At 74.3% G+C, this 24270-nt stretch carries 30 protein-coding genes; 22 read left to right on the top strand and 8 right to left on the bottom strand.

Going from position 1 to position 24270, the window contains the following annotated elements; all coding sequences use genetic code 11:
- Positions 1-32 precede the first annotated feature (32 nt).
- The 8 genes from hisD to hisF are packed head-to-tail and all read left to right on the top strand — an operon-like array spanning position 33 to position 5806.
- A complete protein-coding gene (gene hisD, locus IF27_RS23880) occupies positions 33-1400 on the top strand; it encodes a histidinol dehydrogenase (protein WP_052851797.1) in 1368 nt (455 codons plus the stop codon).
- Positions 1401-1411: 11 nt separating this feature from the next.
- Positions 1412-2530, top strand: a complete 1119-nt coding sequence (locus IF27_RS23875; protein ID WP_052851873.1) for a histidinol-phosphate transaminase — start codon at positions 1412-1414, stop codon at positions 2528-2530.
- Positions 2527-3117 carry an imidazoleglycerol-phosphate dehydratase HisB gene (hisB, locus tag IF27_RS23870; protein WP_052851796.1) on the top strand — a complete coding sequence of 197 codons (591 nt, stop codon included), beginning with the start codon at positions 2527-2529 and terminating at the stop codon, positions 3115-3117. Before IF27_RS23875 ends, hisB begins: the two co-directional genes overlap by 4 nt.
- The gene (locus tag IF27_RS31235) at positions 3114-3272 is read left to right on the top strand and encodes a hypothetical protein (protein WP_052851795.1); all 159 of its coding nucleotides are present in this window, start codon (positions 3114-3116) and stop codon (positions 3270-3272) included. The genes hisB and IF27_RS31235 overlap by 4 nt, the downstream gene beginning before the upstream one ends.
- Before the next feature lie 5 nt (positions 3273-3277).
- On the top strand, positions 3278-3925 hold the full coding sequence (gene hisH / locus IF27_RS23860) for an imidazole glycerol phosphate synthase subunit HisH (RefSeq protein ID WP_052851794.1): 648 nt from the start codon (positions 3278-3280) through the stop codon (positions 3923-3925).
- The gene (gene priA, locus IF27_RS23855; RefSeq protein WP_052851793.1) at positions 3925-4650 is read left to right on the top strand and encodes a bifunctional 1-(5-phosphoribosyl)-5-((5-phosphoribosylamino)methylideneamino)imidazole-4-carboxamide isomerase/phosphoribosylanthranilate isomerase PriA; all 726 of its coding nucleotides are present in this window, start codon (positions 3925-3927) and stop codon (positions 4648-4650) included. Before hisH ends, priA begins: the two co-directional genes overlap by 1 nt.
- Positions 4650-5039 (top strand): Rid family hydrolase, encoded by a 390-nt coding sequence (locus IF27_RS23850; RefSeq protein ID WP_052851792.1) that lies wholly within the window; start codon positions 4650-4652, stop codon positions 5037-5039. Before priA ends, IF27_RS23850 begins: the two co-directional genes overlap by 1 nt.
- Entirely contained in the window at positions 5036-5806 is a 771-nt protein-coding gene (gene hisF, locus IF27_RS23845) for an imidazole glycerol phosphate synthase subunit HisF (protein ID WP_052851791.1), read from the top strand. The genes IF27_RS23850 and hisF overlap by 4 nt, the downstream gene beginning before the upstream one ends.
- 55 nt (positions 5807-5861) lie before the next feature.
- Here hisF and IF27_RS23840 read toward each other — a convergent pair whose 3' ends face one another.
- From IF27_RS23840 to IF27_RS23830, 3 genes are read right to left on the bottom strand one after another with little or no spacing between them, the layout of a single operon-like run.
- The gene (locus tag IF27_RS23840) at positions 5862-6614 is read right to left on the bottom strand and encodes a succinate dehydrogenase/fumarate reductase iron-sulfur subunit (RefSeq protein ID WP_052851790.1); all 753 of its coding nucleotides are present in this window, start codon (positions 6612-6614) and stop codon (positions 5862-5864) included.
- Positions 6611-8560 (bottom strand): fumarate reductase/succinate dehydrogenase flavoprotein subunit, encoded by a 1950-nt coding sequence (locus tag IF27_RS23835; protein ID WP_052851789.1) that lies wholly within the window; start codon positions 8558-8560, stop codon positions 6611-6613. Before IF27_RS23835 ends, IF27_RS23840 begins: the two co-directional genes overlap by 4 nt.
- Before the next feature lie 58 nt (positions 8561-8618).
- The gene (locus IF27_RS23830; protein ID WP_110946193.1) at positions 8619-9368 is read right to left on the bottom strand and encodes a succinate dehydrogenase; all 750 of its coding nucleotides are present in this window, start codon (positions 9366-9368) and stop codon (positions 8619-8621) included.
- A 94-nt stretch (positions 9369-9462) separates the two neighbouring features.
- On the opposite strand from IF27_RS23830, the gene IF27_RS23825 reads away from it, so the two are divergent.
- The gene (locus tag IF27_RS23825) at positions 9463-10362 is read left to right on the top strand and encodes a LysR family transcriptional regulator (RefSeq protein WP_052851787.1); all 900 of its coding nucleotides are present in this window, start codon (positions 9463-9465) and stop codon (positions 10360-10362) included.
- A gap of 37 nt (positions 10363-10399) precedes the next feature.
- Here IF27_RS23825 and IF27_RS23820 read toward each other — a convergent pair whose 3' ends face one another.
- Positions 10400-10954, bottom strand: coding sequence for a TetR/AcrR family transcriptional regulator (locus IF27_RS23820; RefSeq protein WP_052851786.1), 555 nt, complete (start codon positions 10952-10954; stop codon positions 10400-10402).
- A gap of 101 nt (positions 10955-11055) precedes the next feature.
- On the opposite strand from IF27_RS23820, the gene IF27_RS23815 reads away from it, so the two are divergent.
- Complete coding sequence (locus IF27_RS23815) at positions 11056-12489, top strand: aldehyde dehydrogenase (RefSeq protein WP_052851785.1); 1434 nt, start codon at positions 11056-11058, stop codon at positions 12487-12489.
- A gap of 62 nt (positions 12490-12551) precedes the next feature.
- On the opposite strand, the gene IF27_RS23810 is transcribed toward IF27_RS23815, so the two are convergent.
- Positions 12552-13160: an NADPH-dependent FMN reductase gene (locus tag IF27_RS23810; protein WP_052851784.1), complete on the bottom strand. Its 609-nt coding sequence runs from the start codon at positions 13158-13160 to the stop codon at positions 12552-12554.
- A gap of 153 nt (positions 13161-13313) precedes the next feature.
- Here IF27_RS23810 and IF27_RS23805 point away from each other — a divergent pair, with 153 nt between their 5' ends.
- Positions 13314-14171, top strand: coding sequence for a helix-turn-helix domain-containing protein (locus IF27_RS23805; RefSeq protein ID WP_052851872.1), 858 nt, complete (start codon positions 13314-13316; stop codon positions 14169-14171).
- Here the strand turns inward: IF27_RS23805 and IF27_RS23800 are convergent.
- Positions 14161-15552: a hypothetical protein gene (locus IF27_RS23800; protein ID WP_190233084.1), complete on the bottom strand. Its 1392-nt coding sequence runs from the start codon at positions 15550-15552 to the stop codon at positions 14161-14163. The genes IF27_RS23805 and IF27_RS23800 overlap by 11 nt on opposite strands.
- A gap of 229 nt (positions 15553-15781) precedes the next feature.
- Between IF27_RS23800 and IF27_RS23795 the strand changes: the two genes are divergently transcribed.
- Positions 15782-16744 (top strand): DUF389 domain-containing protein, encoded by a 963-nt coding sequence (locus tag IF27_RS23795; RefSeq protein WP_052851782.1) that lies wholly within the window; start codon positions 15782-15784, stop codon positions 16742-16744.
- Positions 16745-16769: 25 nt separating this feature from the next.
- Here the strand turns inward: IF27_RS23795 and IF27_RS23790 are convergent, their stop codons facing one another.
- On the bottom strand, positions 16770-17375 hold the full coding sequence (locus IF27_RS23790; RefSeq protein ID WP_052851871.1) for an NADAR family protein: 606 nt from the start codon (positions 17373-17375) through the stop codon (positions 16770-16772).
- 238 nt (positions 17376-17613) lie between these two features.
- Here IF27_RS23790 and IF27_RS31230 point away from each other — a divergent pair, with 238 nt between their 5' ends.
- Positions 17614-17757 (top strand): hypothetical protein, encoded by a 144-nt coding sequence (locus tag IF27_RS31230; RefSeq protein ID WP_190233083.1) that lies wholly within the window; start codon positions 17614-17616, stop codon positions 17755-17757.
- 107 nt (positions 17758-17864) lie between these two features.
- The gene (locus IF27_RS23785) at positions 17865-18476 is read left to right on the top strand and encodes a TetR/AcrR family transcriptional regulator (RefSeq protein ID WP_052851781.1); all 612 of its coding nucleotides are present in this window, start codon (positions 17865-17867) and stop codon (positions 18474-18476) included.
- 95 nt (positions 18477-18571) lie between these two features.
- Here the strand turns inward: IF27_RS23785 and IF27_RS23780 are convergent, their stop codons facing one another.
- On the bottom strand, positions 18572-19207 hold the full coding sequence (locus tag IF27_RS23780; RefSeq protein WP_052851780.1) for a TIGR03085 family metal-binding protein: 636 nt from the start codon (positions 19205-19207) through the stop codon (positions 18572-18574).
- A gap of 176 nt (positions 19208-19383) precedes the next feature.
- Between IF27_RS23780 and IF27_RS23775 the strand changes: the two genes are divergently transcribed.
- The 8 genes from IF27_RS23775 to trpM all read left to right on the top strand — a co-directional run bounded on the left by IF27_RS23775 (position 19384) and on the right by trpM (position 24179).
- Positions 19384-19554 carry a hydrophobic protein gene (locus tag IF27_RS23775; protein WP_052851779.1) on the top strand — a complete coding sequence of 57 codons (171 nt, stop codon included), beginning with the start codon at positions 19384-19386 and terminating at the stop codon, positions 19552-19554.
- 25 nt (positions 19555-19579) lie between these two features.
- Positions 19580-19969 (top strand): phosphoribosyl-AMP cyclohydrolase, encoded by a 390-nt coding sequence (hisI, locus tag IF27_RS23770; protein WP_052851778.1) that lies wholly within the window; start codon positions 19580-19582, stop codon positions 19967-19969.
- Positions 19970-19975: 6 nt separating this feature from the next.
- A complete protein-coding gene (locus IF27_RS23765) occupies positions 19976-21487 on the top strand; it encodes an anthranilate synthase component I (protein ID WP_052851777.1) in 1512 nt (503 codons plus the stop codon).
- Positions 21484-22119 (top strand): TIGR02234 family membrane protein, encoded by a 636-nt coding sequence (locus IF27_RS23760; RefSeq protein WP_052851776.1) that lies wholly within the window; start codon positions 21484-21486, stop codon positions 22117-22119. The genes IF27_RS23765 and IF27_RS23760 overlap by 4 nt, the downstream gene beginning before the upstream one ends.
- 98 nt (positions 22120-22217) lie before the next feature.
- Positions 22218-22499 carry an HGxxPAAW family protein gene (locus IF27_RS23755; protein ID WP_052851775.1) on the top strand — a complete coding sequence of 94 codons (282 nt, stop codon included), beginning with the start codon at positions 22218-22220 and terminating at the stop codon, positions 22497-22499.
- A gap of 120 nt (positions 22500-22619) precedes the next feature.
- Positions 22620-23054 carry a DUF2752 domain-containing protein gene (locus IF27_RS23750; RefSeq protein ID WP_052851870.1) on the top strand — a complete coding sequence of 145 codons (435 nt, stop codon included), beginning with the start codon at positions 22620-22622 and terminating at the stop codon, positions 23052-23054.
- A gap of 130 nt (positions 23055-23184) precedes the next feature.
- On the top strand, positions 23185-23991 hold the full coding sequence (gene trpC / locus IF27_RS23745) for an indole-3-glycerol phosphate synthase TrpC (RefSeq protein WP_110946191.1): 807 nt from the start codon (positions 23185-23187) through the stop codon (positions 23989-23991).
- A gap of 8 nt (positions 23992-23999) precedes the next feature.
- Positions 24000-24179: a tryptophan biosynthesis modulator TrpM gene (gene trpM, locus IF27_RS23740; protein WP_052851773.1), complete on the top strand. Its 180-nt coding sequence runs from the start codon at positions 24000-24002 to the stop codon at positions 24177-24179.
- Positions 24180-24270: the final 91 nt, after the last annotated feature.

The following is a 24270-nucleotide window of genomic DNA, read 5'->3' as shown; positions in this document are numbered from 1 at the left end:
GGCCGCCCCCGGCCTTCTGCGAAACTGGACGCGTGCTGACTCGAATCGATCTGCGGGACACCGCCTCCTCCGGGGGCGGGATCGACCGCGACCTGCTGCCGCGCGCCGAACTCGACGTCGAGGCCGCCCTGGAGACGGTGCGGCCCCTCTGCGAGGACGTGCGCCATCGCGGCACCGCGGCGCTGATCGAGTACGCGCGGCGGTTCGACGGCGTCACCATCGACCGCGTCCGGGTGCCCGTCGAGGCACTGGGCCGCGCCCTGGCCGAACTCGACCCCGCCGTCCGCGCCGGTCTCGAGGAGTCGATCCGCCGCGCCCGCCTCGTCCACCGCGAGCAGCGCCGCACGGACACCACCGTCCGCGTCGCGCCCGGGGGGACCGTCACGGAGCGCTGGGTGCCCGTCGAGCGCGTCGGCCTGTACGTGCCGGGCGGCCGGGCGGTCTACCCGTCGTCGGTCGTGATGAACGTCGTCCCGGCGCAGGAGGCGGGCGTCGCCTCGCTGGCCGTCGCCTCCCCGCCGCAGCGCGAGCCGGGCAACGACTGGGGCGTCGGGCTCCCGCACCCCACCATCCTGGCCGCCTGCGCCCTGCTCGGCGTGGACGAGGTGTACGCGGCGGGCGGCGCCCAGGCCGTCGCCATGTTCGCCCACGGCACCGAGGAGTGCGCGCCCGTCCGGCTCGTCACCGGTCCTGGCAACGTGTATGTCGCCGCGGCCAAGCGGCTGCTCAAGGGTCTCATCGGCATCGACGCCGAGGCCGGGCCGACCGAGATTGCCGTCCTCGCCGACGACTCGGCCGACCCCGCGCTCGTCGCCGCCGACCTCGTCAGCCAGGCCGAGCACGACGTGCTGGCCGCCGCCGTCCTGGTCACGCCGTCCGTCGCGCTCGCCGACGCCGTGGACGCCGAACTCGCCGTCCAGGTCCCGGCCGCCAAGCACCACGGCCGGATCGCGGAGGCCCTGGCGGGCCGCCAGTCGGGGACCGTCCTGGTCACCGACCTCGACCAAGGCCTCGCCGTCGTGGACGCCTACGCGGCCGAGCACCTGGAGATCCTGACCGAGGACCCGCACGCGATCGCCGCCCGGGTACGGAACGCGGGCGCCGTCTTCATCGGCCCCTACGCCCCCGTCTCCCTCGGCGACTACGCCGCGGGCTCCAACCACGTCCTGCCCACCGGCGGGTGCGCCTGCCACTCGTCCGGCCTGTCCGTGCAGTCGTTCCTGCGCGGCATCCACGTCGTGGACTACGACCGCGACGCCCTCGCCGAGGTCGCCCACCACGTCGTGACGCTCGCCGAGGCCGAGGACCTGCCCGCGCACGGCGCCGCCGTCACGGCGCGCTTCGCCCGGCAGGTGCCCGCGGGCGGCGCGACCACCGACGACCGGAGCGACAGCAAGTGACGAGCCAGCACGTGACCCGCATCGACGACCTGCCCATCCGGGACGAGCTGCGGGGCAGGACCCCGTACGGCGCGCCGCAGCTCGACGTCCCGGTGCGGCTCAACACCAACGAGAACCCGTACCCGCTGCCCGACGGCCTGGTCCGGCGCATCGCCGAGCGCGTCTCCGACGCCGCCCGCACCCTCAACCGCTACCCCGACCGCGACGCCGTCGTGCTGCGCACGCAGCTCGCCGCCTACCTCACGCGCACGGGGGGCCACGAGGTCGGGCCGCGCCAGGTCTGGGCCGCGAACGGCTCGAACGAGGTCATCCAGCAGCTCCTCCAGGCGTTCGGCGGCCCGGGGCGCACCGCGATCGGCTTCGACCCCTCGTACTCCATGTACGCCCTGATCGCGCGCGGCACCGGCACCGGCTGGATCTCCGGGCCCCGCCGCCCCGACTACGGGATCGACGAGGGCGCCGCCGTCGCCGCCGTCCGCGCGCACGCGCCCGACGTCGTCTTCATCTGCTCGCCCAACAACCCGACCGGCACCGCCGTCGCGCCCGAGACCGTCACCGCGCTGTACGACGCGGCGCAGGCCGCCGCCGCTCACCCGAACGGCGCGCTCGTCATCGTGGACGAGGCGTACGCCGAGTTCAGCCACCAGCCGTCGCTGCTGCGGCTCCTGCCGGGGCGGCCGAACCTGGTCGTCACCCGCACGATGTCCAAGGCGTTCGGCGCCGCCGGGCTGCGCGTCGGCTACCTGGCCGCCGACCCGGCCGTCGTGGACGCCGTCCAGCTCGTCCGGCTGCCGTACCACCTCTCGGCCGTCACACAGGCCACCGCGCACGCGGCCCTCGAATTCGCCGATACGCTGCTGGGGTACGTCGAGGAGCTGAAGGCCGAACGGGACCGGCTGGTGCACGAGCTGCGCGCACTCGGCTGCGAGGTCACCGCGTCGGACGCCAACTTCGTGCAGTTCGGCCGCTTCGAGGACACGCACGCCGTGTGGCAGTCGCTGCTCGACCACGGCGTGCTCGTCCGGGACAACGGCGTGCCGGGTCGGCTGCGGGTCACCACCGGCACGCGGCAGGAGAACGACGCCTTCCTGGACGCGGTCCGGGCGGTGCGGAAGGAGATCAGCCAATGACGCGCGTGGGCCGCGTGGAGCGCACCACCAAGGAGACCTCGGTCACCGTCGGGATCGACCTCGACGGGACGGGGACCGTCGAGGTCGCGACGGGGGTCGGCTTCTTCGACCACATGCTCGACCAGCTCGGGCGGCACGGACTGTTCGACCTCACGGTGAAGACCGAGGGCGACCTCCACATCGACAGCCACCACACCATCGAGGACACCGCGCTCGCGCTCGGCGCCGCGTTCCGGCAGGCGCTGGGCGACAAGCGGGGCATCGTCCGCTTCGCCGACGCGTCGGTGCCGCTGGACGAGGCGCTCGCGCAGGTGACCGTGGACCTGTCGGGGCGGCCGTACCTCGTGCACCGTGAGCCCGAGGGCATGGCCCCGATGATCGGCTCGTACGACACGACGATGACCCGGCACATCCTGGAGTCGTTCGTCGCCCAGGCCCAGATCGCGCTGCACGTCCACGTGCCCTACGGGCGCAACGCGCACCACATCGTCGAGTGCCAGTTCAAGGCCCTCGCCCGCGCGCTGCGCTACGCCAGCGAGATAGACCCGCGCCAGACCGGCATCCCGTCCACGAAGGGCGCGCTGTGAACGGTACGTCCACGCTCCTGCTGGTCGTCGGCCTCTTCCTGCTCGGCGGCGTCATCTCCTTCGTGAAGCAGGGACTGCCCCGCGGCGTCATCGCCCTGCTCGGCGCGGGCAGCGCGCTGTGCCTGCTGGCGGGCGCGCTGCGGCTGGGGGCGTGACGCCCATGGCGGAAGGCACCCGCAAGAAGGTCGTCGTCTTCGACTACGGCTTCGGCAACATCCGCTCCGCCCAGCGCGCCGTGGCACGCGCCGGAGCCGACGTCGAGGTGACGCGCGACCGTGACGCGGCGATGGCCGCCGACGGCCTCCTCGTCCCCGGCGTCGGCGCGTTCGCCGCGTGCATGAACGGGCTGCGCCAGGCGCGCGGCGACTGGATCGTCGGCCGCAGGCTGGCGGGCGGACGTCCCGTGCTCGGCATCTGCGTCGGCATGCAGATCCTCTTCGCGCGCGGCATCGAGCACGGCGAGGAGAGCGAGGGCCTGGACGAGTGGCCGGGCACGGTCGGCCCGCTGCGCGCCGACGTCGTGCCGCACATGGGGTGGAACACGGTGCGCCCCCCGGCGGACTCGAAGCTCTTCTCCGGCATAGGCCCCGAGGAGCGGTTCTACTTCGTGCACTCCTACGCGGTCCACGACTGGGAGCTGCCGCAGCAGCACCTGGCCCAGGCCCCCGCCCGGGTCACCTGGGCCACGCACGGCGAGCCGTTCGTGGCCGCCGTGGAGAACGGCCCGCTGTGGGCCACCCAATTCCACCCGGAGAAGTCCGGCGACGCCGGCGCCCGCCTCATCACCAACTGGATCGAGACCCTGTGATGCTGGAACTCCTGCCCGCCGTCGATGTCCGTGACGGCCAGGCGGTCCGCCTGGTGCACGGCGAGTCCGGCACCGAGACGTCCTACGGCGACCCGTACGCCGCCGCCGTCGCCTGGCAGCGTGCCGGGGCGCAGTGGCTGCACCTGGTCGATCTCGACGCCGCCTTCGGCACCGGCGACAACCGCGAGCAGATCGCCGACGTCGTGCGGGCCATGGACATCCGCGTCGAGCTGTCGGGCGGCATCAGGGACGACGACACCCTCGCCGCCGCCCTCGCCACCGGCTGCACCCGCGTCAACCTCGGCACGGCCGCGCTGGAGTCCCCGGCGTGGGTCGCCAAGGTGATCGCGGAGCACGGCGACCGGATCGCCGTCGGCCTCGACGTGCGCGGCACGACGCTGCGCGGCCGTGGCTGGACGCGGGACGGCGGGGACCTCTTCGAGACCCTGGCCCGGCTCGACGCCGAGGGCTGCGCCCGCTACGTCGTCACCGACATCAACAAGGACGGCACGCTCCAGGGCCCGAACCTCGACCTGCTGCGCTCGGTCTGCGCCGCCACCGATCGGCCCGTCGTGGCGTCGGGCGGCGTCTCGTCCCTGGACGACCTGCGGGCGATCGCGGCCCTCACATCCGTGGGCGTCGAGGGCGCGATCGTCGGGAAGGCGCTCTACGCGGGCGCCTTCACCCTGGAGGAGGCGCTGGGGACAGTGGAGGCGGTGGCCTGATGACGCTCGAACGTGTGCGGACCGGCAGCGTGTGGGAGGAGACGCTCGGCGCGGCGCGCGCGGTCGCCGCGGGTGACCTCGTGCTGGTCGGCGGGACGATGCCGCCGACCGCGGGCGCGGCGGCCGTCGGCGACCCGTACGAGCAGGCGCGGGTGGCGCTGGCGGACGCGGTGGCGGCGCTGACGCCGTTCGCCCTCGGCATCGAGTCGGTCGTCCGCACGCGGATCTACCTCAGCCACACGCGGGACGTCGAGGAGGTCACGCGGGCGCACCACGAGCTGTTCGACGCGGTGCGGCCGGTGACGACGCTGGTGGTCGTCTCCGGGTTCGCCGACTCGCGCATCCTCGTGCAGGTCGAGCTGGAGGCGTACCGGGGAGCGCGCGCATGACGCTGGCGGTGCGGGTCATCCCCTGCCTCGACGTGGACGCGGGCCGGGTCGTCAAGGGCGTCAACTTCCAGAACCTGCGGGACGCGGGTGACCCCGTCGAGATGGCGAAGGTCTACGACGCGGAGGGCGCCGACGAGCTGACGTTCCTCGACATCACCGCCTCGTCCGGCAACCGGGAGACGACCTACGACGTGGTGCGCCGCACCGCCGAGCAGGTGTTCATCCCGCTGACGGTCGGCGGCGGCGTGCGCACGCCCGAGGACGTGGACCGGCTGCTGCGGGCCGGGGCGGACAAGGTCGGCGTCAACACGGCGGCGATCGCGCGGCCCGAGCTGATCCGGGAGATCGCGGAGCGCTTCGGCAGCCAGGTGCTGGTGCTGTCGGTGGACGCGCGGCGCTGCCCCGAGGGGACGGCGACCGCGTCGGGCTTCGAGGTGACGACCCACGGCGGGCGGCGCGGCACCGGCATCGACGCCGTCGAGTGGGCGCACCGCGCGGCCGAGCTGGGCGCGGGGGAGATCCTGCTCAACTCGATGGACGCGGACGGCACCAAGGACGGCTACGACACGGCGATGATCGCCGCGGTGCGGGGGCACGTGACGGTGCCGGTCGTCGCGTCGGGCGGCGCCGGGCGGCTGGACGACTTCGCCCCGGCGATCGGGGCGGGCGCGGACGCGGTGCTCGCGGCGTCCGTCTTCCACTTCGGTGACCTGCGGATCGGCCAGGTCAAGGGCGCGCTGCGGGATGCGGGGCTGCCCGTACGCTGACGCGCGGCGCGCGGGCGTCCCCCGGCTCCGGCCCGGAGCCGGGGGACGCCCGCGTTCAGCGGGAGCCGCCGCCCTTGCGGGTCGCCCGCAGGAACTCGCGGTTCATCGTGGTGATCGACGACATCGGGATGCCCTTGGGGCAGACGGTCGTGCACATCCCGGTGTTGGTGCAGCCGCCGAACCCCTCGTCGTCCATCGTCCCCACCATGTCGAGGACGCGCGTCTCGCGCTCGGGCGCGCCCTGCGGCAGCGAGGCGAGGTGGACGACCTTGGCCGAGGTGAACAGCATCGCCGACCCGTTCGGGCAGGCCGCCACGCACGCGCCGCAGCCGATGCACTCGGCGTGCTCGAACGCGGTGTCGGCCGCGGGCTTCGCCACCGGCGTGGCGTGCGCCTCGGGCGCGCTGCCGGTGGCGACCGTGACGTAGCCGCCCGCGCCGATGATGCGGTCGAACGCCGACCGGTCCACCACCAGGTCCTTGACCACGGGGAACGCGGCGGCCCGCCACGGCTCGACGTCGATGGTCTCGCCGTCGGTGAAGTGCCGCATGTGGAGCTGGCAGGTGGTGGTGCGCTCCGGCCCGTGCGCGTCGCCGTTGATGACCATGCCGCAGGCGCCGCAGATGCCCTCACGGCAGTCGTGGTCGAACGCGACGGGCTCGTCGCCGCGTTCGATCAGGTCCTCGTTCAGGGTGTCGAGCATTTCGAGGAACGACATGTCGGGCGATATGCCGGAGACCTCGTAGGTGGTCATGGCGCCCTCGCTGTCGGGGCCGGGCTGGCGCCAGATGCGCAGGGTGAGGTTCACGTGTAGCTCCGCTGGGTGGGATGGACGTACTCGAAGAGGAGCTGCTCCCGGTGCAGCACGGGCGCCGTGCCGGTGCCGGTGAACTCCCAGGCGGCGGCGTAGGAGAACTCCTCGTCGCGCCGCTCGGCCTCGCCGCCGTCCGTGCGGCTCTCCTCGCGGAAGTGGCCGCCGCAGGACTCCGTGCGGTGGAGGGCGTCCAGGCACATCAGCTCGGCCAGCTCCAGGTGGTCGGCGACGCGGTTGGCCTTCTCCAGCGACTGGTTGAGGTCGGAGCCGCTGCCGGGGACGCGGACGCGCCGCCAGAACTCCTCACGCAGCGCGGGGATGCGCTCCAGCGCCTCCCGCAGCCCCGCGTCCGTGCGCGCCATGCCGCACTTGTCCCACAGGATCTCGCCGAGTTCGCGGTGGAACGAGTCGGGGGTGCGGTCGCCGTTGTTGGACAGCAGCCGGTAGAGCCGGTCGGTCACCTCGCTCACGGCGTCGGTCACGGCCGGGTGGTCGGGCGGGATCTCGTCGTGGGGGTGGCGGGCGAGGAAGTCGGCGAGGGTGGCGGGCAGGATGAAGTAGCCGTCCGCCAGGCCCTGCATCAGCGCGGAGGCGCCCAGCCGGTTGGCGCCGTGGTCGGAGAAGTTGGCCTCGCCGATGGCGAACAGGCCGGGGACCGTCGTCTGGAGGTCGTAGTCCACCCACAGGCCGCCCATCGTGTAGTGGATGGCGGGGTAGATCCGCATCGGCGTCGCGTACGGGTCCTCGGCGGTGATCCGCGCGTACATCTCGAAGAGGTTGCCGTACTTCGCGGCGACCGCGTCGCGGCCCAGCCGGGCGATGGCGTCGGCGAAGTCGAGGTAGACGCCCTGGCCGCCTGGCCCGACGCCCCGGCCCTCGTCGCAGACGTTCTTGGCGGCGCGGGAGGCGATGTCGCGCGGCACGAGGTTGCCGAACGAGGGGTAGATCCGCTCCAGGTAGTAGTCCCGCTCGTCCTCGGGGATGTCCGCCGGGGCGCGGGTGTCCCCGGCGCGCACCGGCACCCAGATGCGGCCGTCGTTGCGCAGCGACTCGCTCATCAGCGTCAGTTTCGACTGGTGGTCGCCCGAGCGCGGGATGCAGGTGGGGTGGATCTGCGTGAAGCAGGGGTTGGCGAAGTGGGCGCCGCGCCGGTGGGCGCGCCAGATGGCGGTGGCGTTGGAGTTCTTCGCGTTGGTGGACAGGTAGAAGACGTTGCCGTAGCCGCCCGAGGCGAGGACGACGGCGTCGGCGAAGTAGGTGTCGATGCGGCCGGTGACCAGGTCGCGCGCCACGATGCCGCGGGCCCGGCCGTCGGCGACGATCAGGTCCAGCATCTCGGTGCGGGCGTGCATCTCGACGTTCCCGGCCGCGATCTGGCGGGACAGCGCCTGGTAGGCGCCGAGCAGCAGTTGCTGCCCCGTCTGGCCGCGGGCGTAGAACGTGCGGGACACCTGCACGCCGCCGAACGAGCGCGTGTCGAGCAGGCCGCCGTACTCGCGGGCGAACGGGACGCCCTGCGCGACGCACTGGTCGATGATCTCCACCGACACCTCGGCGAGGCGGTGGACGTTCGACTCGCGGGCGCGGAAGTCGCCGCCCTTGACCGTGTCGTAGAAGAGGCGCTGCACGGAGTCGCCGTCGCCGCGGTAGTTCTTCGCCGCGTTGATGCCGCCCTGGGCGGCGATGGAGTGGGCGCGGCGCGGGGAGTCCTGGTAGCAGAACTGGACGACGTGGTAGCCCTGTTCCGCCAGGGTCGCCCCTGCGGCGCCGCCCGCCAGGCCCGTGCCGACGACGATGACGGTGTGCTTGCGGCGGTTGGCCGGGTTGACGAGCTTCGCCTCGAAGCGGCGCCGGTTCCAGCGCTCGGCGACGGGGCCCGCGGGCGCCTTGGTGTCGGCGATCGGGTCGCCGGTGGTGTAGTCGAGGTAGGGCGAGGTCATGCGGCTCACTCCGTCTGTTCCGCTCACGCTGGTCACGTTGCTCGGGCCCCTGGGCCCGTCACTCCACGAGGCCGGTCATCACCCCGACGGGCACGGACAGGAAGCCCAGCGTCAGGACGAGGGCGACGACGTCCGCGGTCACCTTCAGCGCGCGGTCACGCGTACGGCTGCCCGCGCCGAGGGTCTGCGCGGCGCCCCACAGGCCGTGCCTGACGTGCAGACCGACGGCCACCATCGCGACGATGTAGATCGTGTTGCCGTACCAGGTGCTGAAGGAGGCGACGATGTTCTCGTACGGGTGGCCCGCCTCGCCGCGCGGATTCACCGTGCCGGTCGTGAGGTCGAGGATGTGCCAGACGAGGAACAGCGCCAGGATCACGCCGCCCCAGCGCATCGTGTGCGTCGCGTAGCTGGCGCGGGGCTTGCGGTGCGCGTACTTGACCGGCCGGGCCGCCAGGTCGCGGCGGCTCAGCTGCGCGGCGGCCACGCCGTGGGCCACGACGGCGAGCAGCAGCAGCGGGCGCATGATCCACAGGAACCACTCGTGGTGCAGCACCGGGTCGCCGATGGTGCGCAGCCAGTGCGCGTACCCGTTCATCTCCTCGGGGCCGAAGAAGACCTTCAGGTTGCCCACCATGTGGGCCACCAGGTAGAGCAGCATCGCGAGGCCGCTGACCGCCATCACGGTCTTCTTGCCGATCGTGGACCGCCAGAAGCGGCCGACGGCCGTCCTGGGCCCGCGGGGCGGGGCGGGGGGTGCCGTGCGGGCGGGACCTGACCGTCCCGGCGTGCGTGTCGCCAGAGCCATGACACCGACGGTAGGGCGCGGTCCCGGAATGCGTCCAAGACATAGAGATGCTGATTTCGATAGTCCATGACTATCGTCGGCGTACGATGGCGGCATGCAGCTCCAGCAGCTCCGCTACTTCACGGCCGTCGCGGAGACCCGCCATTTCACCCGGGCCGCGCGCCGCGAGCACGTCGCCCAGCCGTCGCTGTCGCAGCAGATCCGCTCGCTGGAACGGGAGCTGGGCGCCGAGCTGTTCCACCGGGCGCGCGGCCACATCTCGCTGACCGACGCGGGGGAGGCGCTGCTGCCGCTGGCCCGCCGCATCCTCGCCGACACGGAGACGGCACGCCGCGAGGTGCTTGAGGTGGCGCAGCTGCGCCGGGGGCGGGTGCGTCTCGGGGCGCCGCCGAGCCTGTGCGCCAGCCTCGTGCCCGACGTGCTGCGGACGTTCAAGGACAGCTACCCGGGCGTGGACCTCGTCGTGCACGAGGACGGGTCGCAGGGCCTCGTGCGCGCCCTGGCGGCCGGGGAGCTGGACCTCGCGCTGATCATCACCCCGCTCTCCGGGCAGGCGCCCGCGCTGACCACCGAGGAACTGCTGCGCGAGGACCTGGTCGTCCTCTCCTCGCCCGACGACCCGCCGCCCGTGCCCGGCGGGCGGATCAGGGTCCGCGACCTGCGGGGCCGTCCGATGGTGATGTTCCGCCACGGCTACGACCTGCGGGAACTGACGGTCGCGGCCTGCCGTGACGCGGGGTTCGAGCCGGTCTTCAGCGTCGAGGGCGGGGAGATGGACGCGGTGCTCGGCTTCGTGCGCGCCGGGCTCGGCGTCGCCGTGGTGCCCAGCATGGTCGCGGAGCGCTCCGGGCTGCGGGCCACGCCGTTCGTCGCGCCGGGGCCGCACCGTACGATCTCCGTCGCGCACCGGGGGGACGTCTCCCCGCCGCGCGCGGCGCGGGAGTTGCAGCGCATCCTGCTCGGCCGGGCGGGGCGGCCCGGCGGCGCGTCCTGACGGGCGGCACGGACGGGCCCGGCGCGGGGGAGGCGGGTCAGGGGCGGGTCAGCGCCTCGGTCGCCGCGACGACGGACGCGCGCCGCCGGTCGCGGTCGGCGGCCGTGCCGGGCGGCGCGATGTGGGGGGCGCCGCTCAGCGAGAGCAGGGACAGCAGGTCGCGCACCTCCTCGGGCGGGAGCCGGTCGGCGACGGTGCCTGCGCGCTGGGCCTCGGCGATCGCGGCGGCCTTGTGCCGCTGGGCCTCGTGGACGACGTCCGGCAGGTCCTGGTCCGGCCGCTCCAGCTGGCGCCAGATGGCCAGCCTGACGACCTCGGGGCGCCGCTCGTAGTAGTCGAAGAGGCGCGCGGCGTAGCCGGGGAGGTCGGTGGCGTCCAGGGGTACGGCGGTGACGATCTCGGTCACCAGGCGGCCGTAGACCGTGTCGAAGAGCTGCGCCTTGTTGCCGAAGTAGCGGTAGAGCAGCGCGTTGTTGACGCCCGCGGCCGTGGTGATGCGATCGACCCGCGCCCCGGCGATGCCGTGGGCGGCGAACTCCTCCGTGGCGGCGGCGAGGATCTTGCGCCGCGTCTCGTCTGCGCTGTGGGCCATACCCGCAGGATAGGAAAGTAGGTGTTTACTTGCAAAGGTGGGGGTCGCCTCGTACGCTCCGAATGTAGGTAACTTCCTACCTGCGTCACAAGGAGACCCCCGTGCCCACGTACGACAAGCTCTACATCGGCGGCACCTGGACCGCCCCCGCCTCCGGCACCCCGCTGGAGGTCCGCTCCCCGCACGACGGCACGCTCGTCGGCCACGCCGCCCAGGCCACCCCGGCCGACGTGGACGCCGCCGTCGCCGCCGCCCGCCACGCCTTCGACCACGGCCCCTGGCCCACCCTCCCGCCCGAGGAGCGCCGGGCCGTCATCCGCCGCTTCGACACCCTGCACGCCCGCCGCGCCGCCGAGATCGCGGACCTCGTCACGGCCGAGAACGGCAGCCCGGCCTGGTTCACCACCTCGCTCCAGCGCTCGCTCACCGACCAGACCGGCGCCTTCCTGCGCGCGTCCGAGACCCTGGCGTGGGAGGAGACGGTGACCAGCCCGAACGGCGCGCGCACCGTCGTCCGCCGCGAACCCGTCGGCGTCGTGGCCGCCGTGATCCCGTGGAACGCGCCGCACCAGTCCGCGCTCGTCAAGCTCGTCCCCGCCCTCCTCGCGGGCTGCACCGTCGTCCTCAAGGCGTCGCCGGAGACGGCGCTCGACGCCCTGCTGCTGGCCGGGATACTCGACGAGGCCGGCTTCCCCGAGGGCGTCGTCAGCGTCCTGCCCGCCGACCGCCCCACCAGCGAGTACCTGGTGACGCACCCCGGCGTGGACAAGGTCGCCTTCACCGGCTCGACCGCCGCCGGACGCCGCATCGCCTCCCTCGCCGGGCAGCAGCTCAAGCGCGTCAGCCTCGAACTCGGCGGCAAGTCCGCCGCCGTGCTCCTCGACGACGCCGACCTCACGGCGTTCGCCCCCGCCGTCCCCTACCTCGCCTTCGTCAACAACGGCGAGTCCTGCGTCGCGCACACCCGGCTGCTCGTCCCGCGCAGCCGCTACGACGAGGTCGTCGCGCTCGTCGCGGAGGCCGCGCGGAAGGTGACCGTCGGCGACCCGGCGGACCCCGACACGTTCGTCGGCCCGCTCGTCACCCGCGCGCAGTGGGAGCGCGTGCAGGAGTACATCCGCTCGGGCGTCGAGGAGGGCGCCCGGCTCGTCGCGGGCGGGCCCGGCCACCCCGAGGGCCTTGAGGGCGGCACCTACGCGCGGCCCACCGTCTTCGCCGACGTGCGCAACTCCATGCGCATCGCGCAGGAGGAGATCTTCGGCCCGGTCCTCGCCGTCATCCCCTACGAGGACGAGGACGACGCCGTCCGCATCGCCAACGACTCCGCGTACGGCCTCGGCGGCGGCGTGTGGACCACCGACCCGGAGCGCGCCCTCACGTTCGCCCGGCGCGTCCGCACCGGCACATTCATGGTCAACGGCGCGCCCACCGGCTTCGACACGCCGTTCGGCGGCTACAAGGCCAGCGGCATCGGCAGGGAGTTCGCCGGGCCCGGCCTGGCCCAGTACCTGGAGTACAAGTCGATCTCCGTCTGACCCGCCGGACCGCCGCGCGGTGTCCGGACGGACCGTCGTCCGGACACCGCGCCGCCCCCGCGTCACCCGGCGGCGAACGGCCGCGCCTCGCGCGCCTCGCTCAGCGCCGTCGCCCACCAGACCAGCTCGTCCAGCATCCGCTTGGCCGACCCCGCGGGCTCCTCGGGGTCACGCAGCTGCCCGTCCTCGTCGAAGAGCAGGTAGTAGCGCGGGAACGAGACGTAGTTGCGGACCGTGTGGGCGAACAGCTCGCCGAACACCTGCCGCAGCTGCTCGATCGCCAGCAGGCCGCCCGAGAGGCCGCTGTAGCCCACGAAACCGATCGGCTTGGCCTGCCACTGCGTGAAGTGCCAGTCGATCGCCGCCTTCAGCGACGCAGGGAAGCTGCGGTTGTAGTCGGGCGTCAGGACGACGAACGCGTCGGCCTCGTCCAGCGCCCGCGTCAGACCGGCCATCGTCGCGGGGCGGTCCATGTCCGGCTGGATCGCCGGGGACACGGCAGGCAGTGCGAGCGGCAGGGGGACGTCCGCGAGGTCGATCACCTCGGTCTCGAACGCGCCGTGCTCCGCGACCCGTTCGGAGAACCAGCGGGAGACGACGGGCGCGAAGCGGCCCTCCCTGACACTGCCGACGATCACGGCGAGCTTCAGGGGGCGTGCGGGGGTGGGCATGGCGGTCTCCGGTGTGCGTCGGGAACGTGACCGGGGCGGTGCGCCCGGCCGTGCCTCCCACGCTGCCCGCCCGCCGCCCCGCCGGGGAGACCGGCCCGAGACTGGTAGTGCCAGGGCCATCCTCCGCGCGGGCGGCCCTGTTACGTTCGAGTGGTGAGCGAGCAGGACAACGAACTCGGGCTCTTCCTCAGATCCCGGCGCGAGGCGGTGCGGCCCGCCGACGTCGGCCTGCCCACCGGCGCCCGCCGCCGTACGCCGGGACTGCGCCGCTCGGAACTGGCCACGCTCGCGGGCGTCAGCGTCGAGTACCTGACGCGGCTCGAACAGGGCCGCGACCGCCGCCCGTCCGCCGCCGTCCTGTCCACGCTCGCCGAGGCCCTGCGCCTCGGCATGGGGGAGCGCGTCCACCTCTACCGGCTCACCAAGGCGGCCGACGGGTTCCGGTGCAGCAGCGGCCCCATCGAGCCCGTCCGCACGGTCCGGCCCACGGTCGCGGCGCTCCTCGCCCGCCTGGAGCCCACCCCCGCCGTGCTGCTGAACCAGCTCAGCGAGATCCTCGCGTACACCGGCGGGTACGAGCGGCTGGCCAGGCCGCTCGGCCTGCTCGACGGCGACCCGCCCAGCCTGGCGCGTTTCCTCTTCACCGACGCACGCGCCCGGTCCGTCTACCCGGACTGGGAGCACGTCGCGGACGAGCAGGTCGCCGCGCTGAAGGAGGGGCCGTTCCGCCACGACGCGCACATGGCGGCCCTCGCGGACGAGCTGACGGTCGCGGCGGGCGACGAGTTCGCGCGGCGGGCGGACAGCGTGCCGGGGCTGCCCAGGCGCAGCGGCGTCACGCGGCTCGCGCACCCCGGGGCCGGTGAGCTGCGCCTCGCCTACGAGACGCTCGAACTCACCACCGAGGACCAGCGGATCCTCGTGCATCTCCCCGCCGACGAGGCGACCGCCGCCGCCCTGGCACGGCTCGACGCCCCCGGGCCGCGGACCCTGCGCGCCGTCACGGGCTGACGCCGGGCGGCGCGGCGACCGTCCGCCGCCGTCTGCTGCGGCGTCCCCACCACAGCGGCCAGGCGGCCGAGGCGAGGATCAGCAGTCCGGCGGCCGAGCACAGCGCCGACGACAGCAGGGGCGGCGGGCTGGCCAGCAGATCGGGCAGCACCAGCGCGAACGCGGCGCAGAGCATGCCGAACTGGGGGAGCTGGAGCCCCGGCCTGAAGGCCGTGAGCCGTGGCGCGGGCGCGCACCAGCGGTCCTCACCGGTGGCGTGCGCGCCGTTCCCGCCGGCGAGCGCCCGTCCTTCCGCCGGGTCCACGCGGCCCCAGACGGCGCGGCCGGTGTCGGCGACGACGGCGACGGGCGTCCCGCCCGCGTCCACCGAGGGCCGCAGCGGCATGCACAGCCAGGCGCGGGTGCCGGGCAGGGCGTGGCCCATGTAGAGCAGGCTCTCGTCCGGGCGTCCGGGCCCCGACGGGTCGCGGAGCAGCCGGGGGAGGACGCTCACCTCGCGCCCGTCCCCGATCCTCAGGCGCAGCACGGTGCCTGTCGGGTGCGCCGCGTCCCCGGTGGCGCCCTCGATCGTCGCGCGCACCGCGCGGATCCGTCCGGCGCGCGCGTCCTGCTGGAGCACGCGGCTCGCCGGGTCGAGGCGGCGCACCAGCAGCCGGTGGGAGACGACCAGGCCGAACGGCAGGACCCCGAGCAGCACGAGCAGCCGCGCCGGTTCGGTCGGCAGGCCCCAGCCACGCGTGTAGAACCCGAGGTCGGAGTCCGTCTCGTCCAGGTACGCGCCCAGCGCCGGGGCCGAGGGCGCGTAGAGGATCTGGTGCGCCTCGCCGAGCCGGGGGAGGGCCACGGTCCTGGCGTCGTACGCCTTCAGGCGCCGCGGCCCGTGCGGTGTGTCCAGTTCGAGCACGAGGTCGGCGCGGTAGACGCGCCGCCGGTCGTGGGTGAACCGCTGGTCCTGGACGTCGGTCGGCGGCCTCACCACGGCGGCGGTCGTGACGGCCGCGCCCGCGCGCTGGATCGCGTTCACCCTGCCGCCCTGGCCTCCGCTGGGCTGGACGCCGATCACGGCGACGGCCAGGATGCCGCCCGCCGTCAGGATCGCCCCGGCCGCCCGTCCCCAGGCGGGGCGCGGGGCGGGCAGCCGCATGGGCGGGACGGGGGTGCCGCCCGGCGCGTGGTAGGGCGCGGAGGGCCGGACCTGCGGCGCCGTGCGGATCGCGAACATCCAGCCGACACCGGCCGCGACGGCGGCTGCGCCCAGCGCCATGATGTTCACGTGGGGGCGGGGGGCTCCGTGCCGGAAGAGGACAAGGGCGATCGCATAGGCGGCACACGCGTAGACCGAAGCGCCCAGCAGACGTGTCAGGGTGGTGGGGACTCTCATGACGGTCTCTCTGACTCACGAGCCGGTCCGCTGGTTGTGGCGCCTCCGTCCCGGTTCGGCCCCCACCGGTGTCGCCCCGCCTGATCGCCTGCCATCTTCCCCCGCACAGGCGGAAGTTGAGCGGAGACACACTCCGGCGCGCGGGCGGATGTGAGCGACGCCACACCCGGCGGGCCCCCGGGGGGCGGGCCGTGCCGTACGCCGCGGGCCGTCTCGTTACTCTGCGGGCATGCTCCACCTCCGGCTCATCTCGCCCACGGATCGCACCGACGAGGTCGTCGCGCTGCTGCGCGGCACGGTCGGCACGACGCATCTCGCCGTGCTCCCGGGCGCCGCGCTCGAACCGGCGGGCGACGTGGTGCTGTGCGACGTCGCCCGCGAGGCGGCCGACGGCCTGCTGGGCGCGCTGCGGGACCTCGGCCTGGCGTCCGACGGCGCGATCGCCGCGGAACACGTCGATCTCTCGCTGTCGGATCGGGCCGACCGCGCCGAGCGGGAGGCGCCGGGCGCCGGGATCGACGCCGTCGTCTGGGAATCCCTCATCGACCAGACGCAGGAGGAGTCCCGCCTCTCCGTCACCTATCTCTCCTTCCTCACGCTGGCCACGATGCTGGCCGCCTGCGGTGTGCTGCTCGACAGCGAGATCCTCATCGTCGGCGCCATGGTCGTCGGCCCCGAGATCGGCCCCCTGGCCGGGGTGTGCGCCGCGCTGGTCACGCGGCGGCCGGGCCCCGGGCTGCGCTCCCTCGCCGCGCTGGTCGTCGGCTTCCCCCTCGCGATGCTGCTGACCGCCGCCTTCGCCCTGCTCATGACGGCGCTCGGCCTCTTCACCGAGGAGCGGTTCGCCGCGCCGCACCCGATGGTCGAGTTCGTCTGGCAGCCTGACGCGCTGTCGTTCGTCGTCGCGCTGCTGGCGGGCGCCGCCGGGGTGATCTCCCTGACCTCGGCCAAGTCCGCCGCCCTGGTGGGCGTGGCCATCTCGGTGACCACCGTCCCGGCCGCCGGGCACGCGGCCCTGGCGCTCAGCTACGGCCATGTCCTCGACGCGGTCGGCTCGATGACCCAGCTCGGCGTCAACCTGGCCGGGATCCTGATCGCGGGGACCGCGACGCTGCTGGCGCAGCGCGCCTTCTGGTCCAGGGTCCGCGGCCGGGGCCCGTCCACGGCCGGGACGGGCACGCCCTCCGTCTGACGGGCGCGGGCCCGGCGGGCGGACGTCAGGCCGGCCCCGGCGCGGACGACGCGCCGGATATGAGGGTGTCCCGCACGTCCATCAGTGCGAAGCCCAGGAGATTGAGCCCCCGCCACCGCGAGGGGTGCATCGCGTCCGCGTTCCCGGCTCCCAGGCCGATGCCCCAGATGCGGTCCAGCGGGCTCGCCTCGACCAGCACCCGGTCCCGTGTGCCCACGAGGTAGTCCCGCAGGGCGGGGGAGCCCCCGAACTTGAGGAGGTTCCCGCGCGTCACGATCGCGCTCCGCCGCTCGGTCCACACGGCCTCGTCGAATCCCCGCACCTGACGGCCCAGCCGCTTCACGTCGCGCGGATGCCCCGCCTCCAGCACGCGTTCCGCGATCTCCTCGTCCCCGAACAGCCATGCCTTGTGGGCCATCATGTAGTGCTCCGCCGTGCGGAACACGTGCCCGTCCTCGGAGAACTCGCCTTCCCACCACTGCCCCAGGCACTCGGGCCCCACGCCGCCCGGCGTGACCGGCTCCGGCTTCCAGAAGAAGAGGAAACGCGTCCTGGCCCCGGCCTCCTCGGCCACGACCGCCTCCGCCACGCTCCGGGGCAGCGCCTCGGGCGCCGCCGTCTCCCCACCCATGTCCGTCACCCCCGCATCATCGGCCCCGGCACACCGCCGGGTCGAACCACTTCCGCAGCCTCGCACACGGGTCTGACAACGGAGGGTGAGACCTCGGCCACGCCCCCGCCGTCGCACGCATGTGCCAACGGCGCAGTCTTCACGTTTTCAACGTTCCGGCGCGCCCAGGCCGTTGTGATCCGGGCAACTCCCTCGTTAAGGTTCCGGAGGCCCTGGACAACCGGAAGGCAGCTGAGACGTGACCGGCACCGCATCCCCCCGACCCGCCGTGGACGCGGAACGCGAGCAGCCGAGCCTGGCCGAGAAGCTGCGCGAGGCCGTCCGGCAGGCCAACACCCAGAGCAGGATCAACCGGATCAGCAAGAGCGAGACCGCCGGCTGACACCGGGCACCGACGCCCGCCCGCACCGCCCGCCCACCAAGGCCGAGCCGTGCGGGCTCTTCTCTGCTCCCTTGACGGAGTGAGCACTCACTCCGTACTTTGGTGTCATGCCGGAGACCCCACCGCGCCGCCGTGCGCCCGCCATGGACCCCGACCGCCGCCGCGCCATGATCGTCGCCGCCGCGCTCCCCCTCGTCGTCGAGTACGGCTCCGCCGTCACCACCGCCAAGATCGCCCGCGCCGCGGGCATCGGCGAAGGCACGATCTTCCGCGTCTTCCCCGACAAGGAAGCCCTCCTCGCCGCCTGCCTGGCCGAGGCGCTGAACCCGGACGACACCGTCGCCCACCTCGCCTCCATCCCCCTCGACCAACCCCTCGCCGCCCGCCTCACCGAGGCCGCCGAGCTGCTGCGCGGACGCATGGAACGCATGGGCGCCGTCATCGTCGCCCTCGCGGGCCCCGGCGGCCCCGCGGGCCGCCCACCCCGGCCGACGCCCCCCGCGGGGACCCCCCCGCCCGACCGCGAGGCGGCCATGGCCGAGTCCGTCACCGCGCTCGCCGCCCTGTTCGAGCCCGACGCCGCGCGCCTGCGGCTGCCCCCCGAACGCCTCGCCGCCACCTTCCACCTGCTCCTCATGACGGCCGGACGCACCGGCGCCACCACGACCCTGACCACCGACCAGATCGTGGACCTCTTCCTCCACGGCGCCCTCGCCTGACCCACCCCGGCGGCGCGGCCAGGACAGGGGCCGCGGAACGCCGGACGGCCCCCGGGGCATCGCCGCCGGGGGCCGTCACCTCCGCTCGAAGCCGCTCAGCCCAGGCCGAGCCGCGCCACGCTCACCCGCGCCACCGCGTCCGGATCGCCCTCCGTCGTCACCCGCGCCGCACGCTGACGGCCCGACGCGAAGAGCAGCAGCTCACCCGGCTCCCCGGTCACCGTCACCACCGGCGCACCCTTGTGCGCCACGACCGTCTGCCCGTTCGGCCGCCGCAGGACCAGCCCGACCGGGCTCTTGCGGCCCATGATCCGGCCCGCCGTCTCCAACCGCCGCCACAGGGCGTCCGAGAACACCGGGTCCAGCTCACGCGGCGCCCAGTCGCCGCCCGCGCGCCGCACGTCCTCGGCGTGCACGAAGAACTCCACCGTGTTCGCCGCCTCGTCGATCTGCTTCAGGGAGAAGGGCGACGCCTTCGGCGGCCCGCTCCGCACCAGCTGCACCAACTCCGGGTACGGCCGCGCCGCGAACTCGTTGCGCACCCGCTCGCCCCGCGCCGCCAGCGGCTTGATCACCAGCCCGCCCGCCGCGTCGGGACGCCGCTCCCGCACCACCAGGTGCGCGGCCAGGTCCCGCGTCGTCCATCCCTCGCACAGGGTGGGCGCGTCAGGACCGGCGTCCTCCAAGAGCTCGGCGAGCAGCAGCCGTTCACGCTTCGCATGGGTAGACATACGCCCCACCTTAGACCGCAAGGGCCGTCCGGGGGCCGAACCCGGCGCGGCCCGCCGCGCCCCCACGCGTCCGCCGCTACAGTCCCTGCGTACCCCGCCGGAAACCCCCTGTAGCCGGGCATGACCGTCCAGGCCCGTACCGATCCGGCACCGAGCGCTGTGGAAGGCCCCCACCCATGGTTCCCCTGCTCATCGTCGCCCTGGCGATCCTCGTCCTCTTCGGTATCGGCTTCATCGCCAAGGTCCTGTGGTGGATCGCCGTTCTCGTCCTGATCGTCTGGGTGCTCGGCTTCTTCGTCCGCCCCGGCGGGACCGGAGGCACCAGGGGACGCTGGTACAGGTGGTGACCGGCGGGCGCGGCAGAATGGACGCATGTCCCACGCCCCCGCCCTCGACCCGGCCGTCGCCGCCCGCCTGAAGCGGACCCCCGACGGCCTCGTCGCCGCCATCGCCCAGCAGTACGACACCGGGGAGGTGCTCATGCTCGGCTGGATGGACGACGAGGCGCTGCGCCGCACGCTCACCACGGGCCGCTGCACGTACTGGAGCCGTAGCCGCCGCGAGTACTGGGTCAAGGGCGACACCTCGGGCCACGTCCAGCACGTCAGGTCCGTCGCCCTCGACTGCGACGGCGACACCGTCCTCGTCAAGGTCGATCAGGTCGGCGCCGCCTGCCACACCGGCGACCGCACCTGCTTCGACGCCGGGTCCCTGCCCCTCACCGGCGGCGGGGACGTCCCCGCCGCCCGGCCAGTAGGCTGACCGGCCATGGACCTCGACCGCTTCCGCGTGCTCGCCAAGGACCGCCGGGTCGTCCCGGTGACCCGACGCCTCCTCGCCGACGGCGACACCCCCATAGCGCTGTACCGCAAGCTCGCCGCCGAGCGCCCCGGCACGTTCCTCCTCGAATCCGCCGAGAACGGCCGCACCTGGTCCCGCTACTCCTTCATCGGCGTCCGCAGCTCCGCCGCCCTGACCGTCCGCGACGGGCGTGCCCACTGGCTCGGCACGCCCCCGGTCTCCGTCCCGGCCGAGGGCGACCCCCTCGACGTCCTGCGCGAGACGCTGCGCGCCCTGCACACCCCGCGCGACCCGGAGCTGCCCCCGTTCACCGGCGGCATGGTCGGCTACCTCGGCTACGACGTCGTGCGCCGCCTGGAGTCCGTCGGCGACCTGACCGAGGACGACCTGCGCCTGCCCGAGCTGACGATGCTGCTCGCCTCCGACCTCGCCGTCCTCGACCACCGCGACGGCACCGTCTGGCTGATCGCCAACGCCATCAACCACAACGACCTCGACACCGGCGTGGACGAGGCGTGGGCCGACGCCGTCGCCCGCCTCGACGCGATGACGGCCGACCTCGCCCGCCCCGCCACCGGCGCGGCCCCCGTCGCGCTGCCGCCCTCGGAACTGCCCCCGTTCACCGGACGCTTCGGCAGCGACGCCTACCGGGCGGCCGTCGAGACCGTGAAGGAGCACATCCGGGCGGGCGACGCGTTCCAGGTCGTCCCCTCGCAGCGCTTCGAGACGCCCTGCTCCGCGAGCGCCCTCGACGTCTACCGGGTGCTGCGCGCCACCAACCCGAGCCCGTACATGTACCTGTTCCGCTTCGCCGGGCACGACGGCGAGAGCGGCTTCGACGTCGTCGGCTCCAGTCCGGAGGCGCTCGTCAAGGTCGAGGACGGGCGCGCCCTGCTGCACCCCATCGCCGGGACGAGGCCGCGCGGCGAGACCCCCCGGCACGACGCGGCCCTCGGCGAGGAACTGCTCGCCGACCCCAAGGAACGCGCCGAACACCTCATGCTCGTGGACCTCGGCCGCAACGACCTCGGCCGCGTCTGCGCGCCCGGCAGTGTCGAGGTCGTGGACTTCATGACCATCGAGCGCTACAGCCACGTCATGCACATCGTCTCCACCGTCACCGGGCGCCTGGCGGACGGCCGGACAGCGTTCGACGCCCTCACCGCCTGCTTCCCCGCCGGGACGCTCTCCGGCGCCCCGAAGCCGCGCGCCCTGCGGATCATCGAGGAACTGGAGCCCACCAGGCGCGGCGTCTACGGCGGCTGCGTCGGCTACCTCGACTTCGCGGGCGACGCCGACACCGCCATCGCCATCCGCACGGCGCTCCTGCGCGACGGCACGGCCTACGTCCAGGCGGGCGCGGGCGTCGTCGCCGACTCCGACCCGGCCACCGAGGACGAGGAGTGCGGCAACAAGGCGGCGGCCGTGCTCAGGGCGGTGGCGGCGGCCGGAAAGCTGCGAGGTAGCGTGGAGGCGTGAAGCGTGACCCCCACGGCGCAGACGGTCCAGGCAGCACCACGCCCCGTCGCGCCCTCGCAGCCGCGCTGCTGAGCGGCGCGGTCGGCGCGGCGGCCGTCCTGATCGCCGCAGGGCAGACCTGGGGCGAGGGCCTCGCCGCCAACAGCGGCGCAGAACTGCCCGTCGCGGCCAGCGGCAGCACCGTCTCAGGGCTGCCCAGCGCGCTCGCCCTCGTCGGACTCGCCGCGCTCGTCGCGGTCTTCGCCGTACGCAGCGCCGGACGCGCCGTCGTCTCGACGCTGCTGGCCCTCAGCGGCGCGGGGGCCCTCGGCTCCGCCGTCCTCGGCGCGGGCGACTCCGACGCCCTGGAGCGCAGCGCGGCCGAGGTGATGGGCCTCACACACGCCGCCGTTACCGACGTCGGCCACACCGCCTGGCCCTGGGTGTCGGCGCTCGGCGGCCTGCTGCTGCTCTTCGCGGGTCTGCTGGCGCTGCGTTACGGTCGGCAGTGGCCGGCGATGTCCGGCCGGTACGAGCGGGCCGTACGCCGCGAGCACGGCACGGCGGGCCCCGCCGGGCGCGGGCGCCGGGCCGACCCCGAGCGGCCGGAGAACATCTGGCGCGCCCTCGACCGCGGCGAGGACCCCACCTGACACCCCGCCCCGTCAGGGGTGTCGGAGCCGACTGCAACAATGGCCGTGGGTGGATGAGCAAGCACCCACGCCGACCGATACCAGGAGGAGTTACTCACATGGCGGACAAGTACCACCACGGCAACAGCCCTGCCGCTTGGACCGCTGTCCTGATCATTTTCGTCGGGTTCGGCATCGGCAGCGCCTACACCGTCATGGCGCAGCCGCTCGGTGTCCTCGCGGGCCTCGTCGTCGTCGCCCTCGGCGGCGTCGCGGGCTTGGTCATGCGGGCGATGGGCTACGGCCAGCAGCAGATCACCGACACCCACCACAAGGTCGTCGCCGCGCGCGCCGAGGCCGAGGTCGCCGGGACCTCGGAGAAGGCCGCCGTCAGCGGCTGACCGCCTCCCCACCAGGTCACGCCTGCCCGGGTGACGGACGTCACCCGGGCGACCCCGCGGCACCGTCCGGACGACGGTCCCCGCCGTGCGTCCCGCGCGCGCCCGCCGGACGCTGGGGACGTGGCCCCTCCTCCGCACGCCCCCCGCGCCTCGCCGCCCCCACCGCTGCACCGGGTGGGCGCCGCCCTCACCGTCCTGGCCCTCACGGGCGCCGCGTGCGCGTACGTCGCCCTCGTCGATCCGCACGTGCCGGGCCACTACCCGCCGTGCCCCGTGCGCGCCCTGACCGGCCTCCACTGTCCCGGCTGCGGCGGCCTGCGCAGCGTCCACGCGCTCACCCACGGCTCGCCGCTCGTCGCCCTGCGCGCCAACGCCCTCGTGGTCCTCGGCGGCGCCGCGCTCCTCGCCGCGTACCTGACCCACGCCGTACGCGGCGCCCCGTCCCGGTGGCCCCGCGCGCCGCGCCGGGCGACGCTCCTCCGGGCGACCGGCTTGATCATCACGGTCTTCACGGTGCTGCGCAACCTGCCCCTGGGCGCGGCCCTGGCGCCCTGACCAGGCACGCCGCCGCCGACACCCGCGGCGGACCCCTGCGGACGGGCGCGTGCGGAAGCTCCCCCCGCGGCCGGATACCATCGATGTGTCTGATGCTTTTCCCCCAGACCGACCGGAAGGGGCCCGTCGCGTGAGTGTGCTCGACGAGATCATCGACGGAGTCCGCGCGGACCTCGCCGAGCGGCAGACGCGAGTCAGCCTCGACGACCTGAAGGCCAAGGCCGCCGCCGCACCGTCCGCCCGTGACGGCGTCGCCGCGCTGAAGGGCGACAGCGTCACCGTCATCTGCGAGGTCAAGCGCTCCAGCCCGTCCAAGGGAGCCCTGGCCGCCATCGCGGACCCGGCCGCCCTCGCCGCCGACTACGCGGCCGGTGGCGCCGCCGCCATCTCCGTCCTCACCGAGGGCCGCCGCTTCGGCGGCTCCCTGGACGACCTGACGGCCGTCCGCGCCCGCGTGGACACGCCGCTGCTGCGCAAGGACTTCATCGTCACCGCCTACCAGCTGTGGGAGGCCCGCGCGTACGGCGCGGACATCGCGCTGCTGATCGTCGCCGCGCTGGACCAGGAGGCCCTGGTCTCCCTGATCGAGCGCGCCGAGTCCATCGGGCTCACCCCGCTGGTCGAGGTCCACGACGAGGACGAGGCCGACCGCGCGGTGGACGCCGGGGCCCGCGTCATCGGCGTCAACGCCAGGAACCTGAAGACGCTGGAGGTGGACCGCTCCACCTTCGCCCGCGTCGCGCCGGAGATCCCCGACCACATCGTCAAGGTCGCCGAGTCCGGTGTGCGCGGCCCGCACGACCTGATCGCCTACGCCAACGACGGCGCGGACGCCGTGCTGGTCGGCGAGTCCCTGGTCACCGGCCGCGACCCCAGGTCGGCCGTCGCCGACCTCGTGGCGGCCGGTGCCCACCCTGCCCTGCGGCAGGGGCGCTGATCCGGCGCATGCGGCCCACGGACCCGACGGCGAAGGACCGCCCCCAGCCGGGCGGCGCCTTCGCGCGCCTGGCGCGCGGCGCCAGGCCGCGCGGCTGCCGTGCCCCGGCGCGGCGCGTCCTCGGCCGCCGGGTCCGCTACCACATCGGCGCGGAGCCCGGGCAGATCAGCGGGCGGCGATGGCGCTGAGCGCCGCACGTCCGCGCGGCGCGGCGGCGGGACCCCCGGTCCCGTGACCCCGCCGGGCGCGGACCGTCCGACGCCAGCACCGTTCTCCACT

This window comes from Streptomyces avicenniae, from assembly GCF_000719135.1.
Lineage (GTDB): Bacteria > Actinomycetota > Actinomycetes > Streptomycetales > Streptomycetaceae > Streptomyces > Streptomyces avicenniae.
This window is presented reverse-complemented; position numbering and strand designations above follow the sequence as displayed.

Coding starts and splice junctions, on each gene's coding strand:
- hisB (WP_052851796.1), top strand. CDS start 2,527: ATGACGCGCGTGGGCCGCGTGGAGCGCACCACCAAGGAGACCTCGGTC.
- hisH (WP_052851794.1), top strand. CDS start 3,278: ATGGCGGAAGGCACCCGCAAGAAGGTCGTCGTCTTCGACTACGGCTTC.
- priA (WP_052851793.1), top strand. CDS start 3,925: ATGCTGGAACTCCTGCCCGCCGTCGATGTCCGTGACGGCCAGGCGGTC.
- IF27_RS23850 (WP_052851792.1), top strand. CDS start 4,650: ATGACGCTCGAACGTGTGCGGACCGGCAGCGTGTGGGAGGAGACGCTC.
- hisF (WP_052851791.1), top strand. CDS start 5,036: ATGACGCTGGCGGTGCGGGTCATCCCCTGCCTCGACGTGGACGCGGGC.
- IF27_RS23835 (WP_052851789.1), bottom strand. CDS start 8,560: ATGACCTCGCCCTACCTCGACTACACCACCGGCGACCCGATCGCCGAC.
- IF27_RS23830 (WP_110946193.1), bottom strand. CDS start 9,368: ATGGCTCTGGCGACACGCACGCCGGGACGGTCAGGTCCCGCCCGCACG.
- IF27_RS23825 (WP_052851787.1), top strand. CDS start 9,463: ATGCAGCTCCAGCAGCTCCGCTACTTCACGGCCGTCGCGGAGACCCGC.
- IF27_RS23820 (WP_052851786.1), bottom strand. CDS start 10,954: ATGGCCCACAGCGCAGACGAGACGCGGCGCAAGATCCTCGCCGCCGCC.
- IF27_RS23810 (WP_052851784.1), bottom strand. CDS start 13,160: ATGCCCACCCCCGCACGCCCCCTGAAGCTCGCCGTGATCGTCGGCAGT.
- IF27_RS23800 (WP_190233084.1), bottom strand. CDS start 15,552: ATGAGAGTCCCCACCACCCTGACACGTCTGCTGGGCGCTTCGGTCTAC.
- IF27_RS23795 (WP_052851782.1), top strand. CDS start 15,782: ATGCTCCACCTCCGGCTCATCTCGCCCACGGATCGCACCGACGAGGTC.
- IF27_RS23790 (WP_052851871.1), bottom strand. CDS start 17,375: ATGGGTGGGGAGACGGCGGCGCCCGAGGCGCTGCCCCGGAGCGTGGCG.
- IF27_RS23785 (WP_052851781.1), top strand. CDS start 17,865: ATGCCGGAGACCCCACCGCGCCGCCGTGCGCCCGCCATGGACCCCGAC.
- IF27_RS23780 (WP_052851780.1), bottom strand. CDS start 19,207: ATGTCTACCCATGCGAAGCGTGAACGGCTGCTGCTCGCCGAGCTCTTG.
- IF27_RS23775 (WP_052851779.1), top strand. CDS start 19,384: ATGGTTCCCCTGCTCATCGTCGCCCTGGCGATCCTCGTCCTCTTCGGT.
- hisI (WP_052851778.1), top strand. CDS start 19,580: ATGTCCCACGCCCCCGCCCTCGACCCGGCCGTCGCCGCCCGCCTGAAG.
- IF27_RS23765 (WP_052851777.1), top strand. CDS start 19,976: ATGGACCTCGACCGCTTCCGCGTGCTCGCCAAGGACCGCCGGGTCGTC.
- IF27_RS23755 (WP_052851775.1), top strand. CDS start 22,218: ATGGCGGACAAGTACCACCACGGCAACAGCCCTGCCGCTTGGACCGCT.
- trpM (WP_052851773.1), top strand. CDS start 24,000: ATGCGGCCCACGGACCCGACGGCGAAGGACCGCCCCCAGCCGGGCGGC.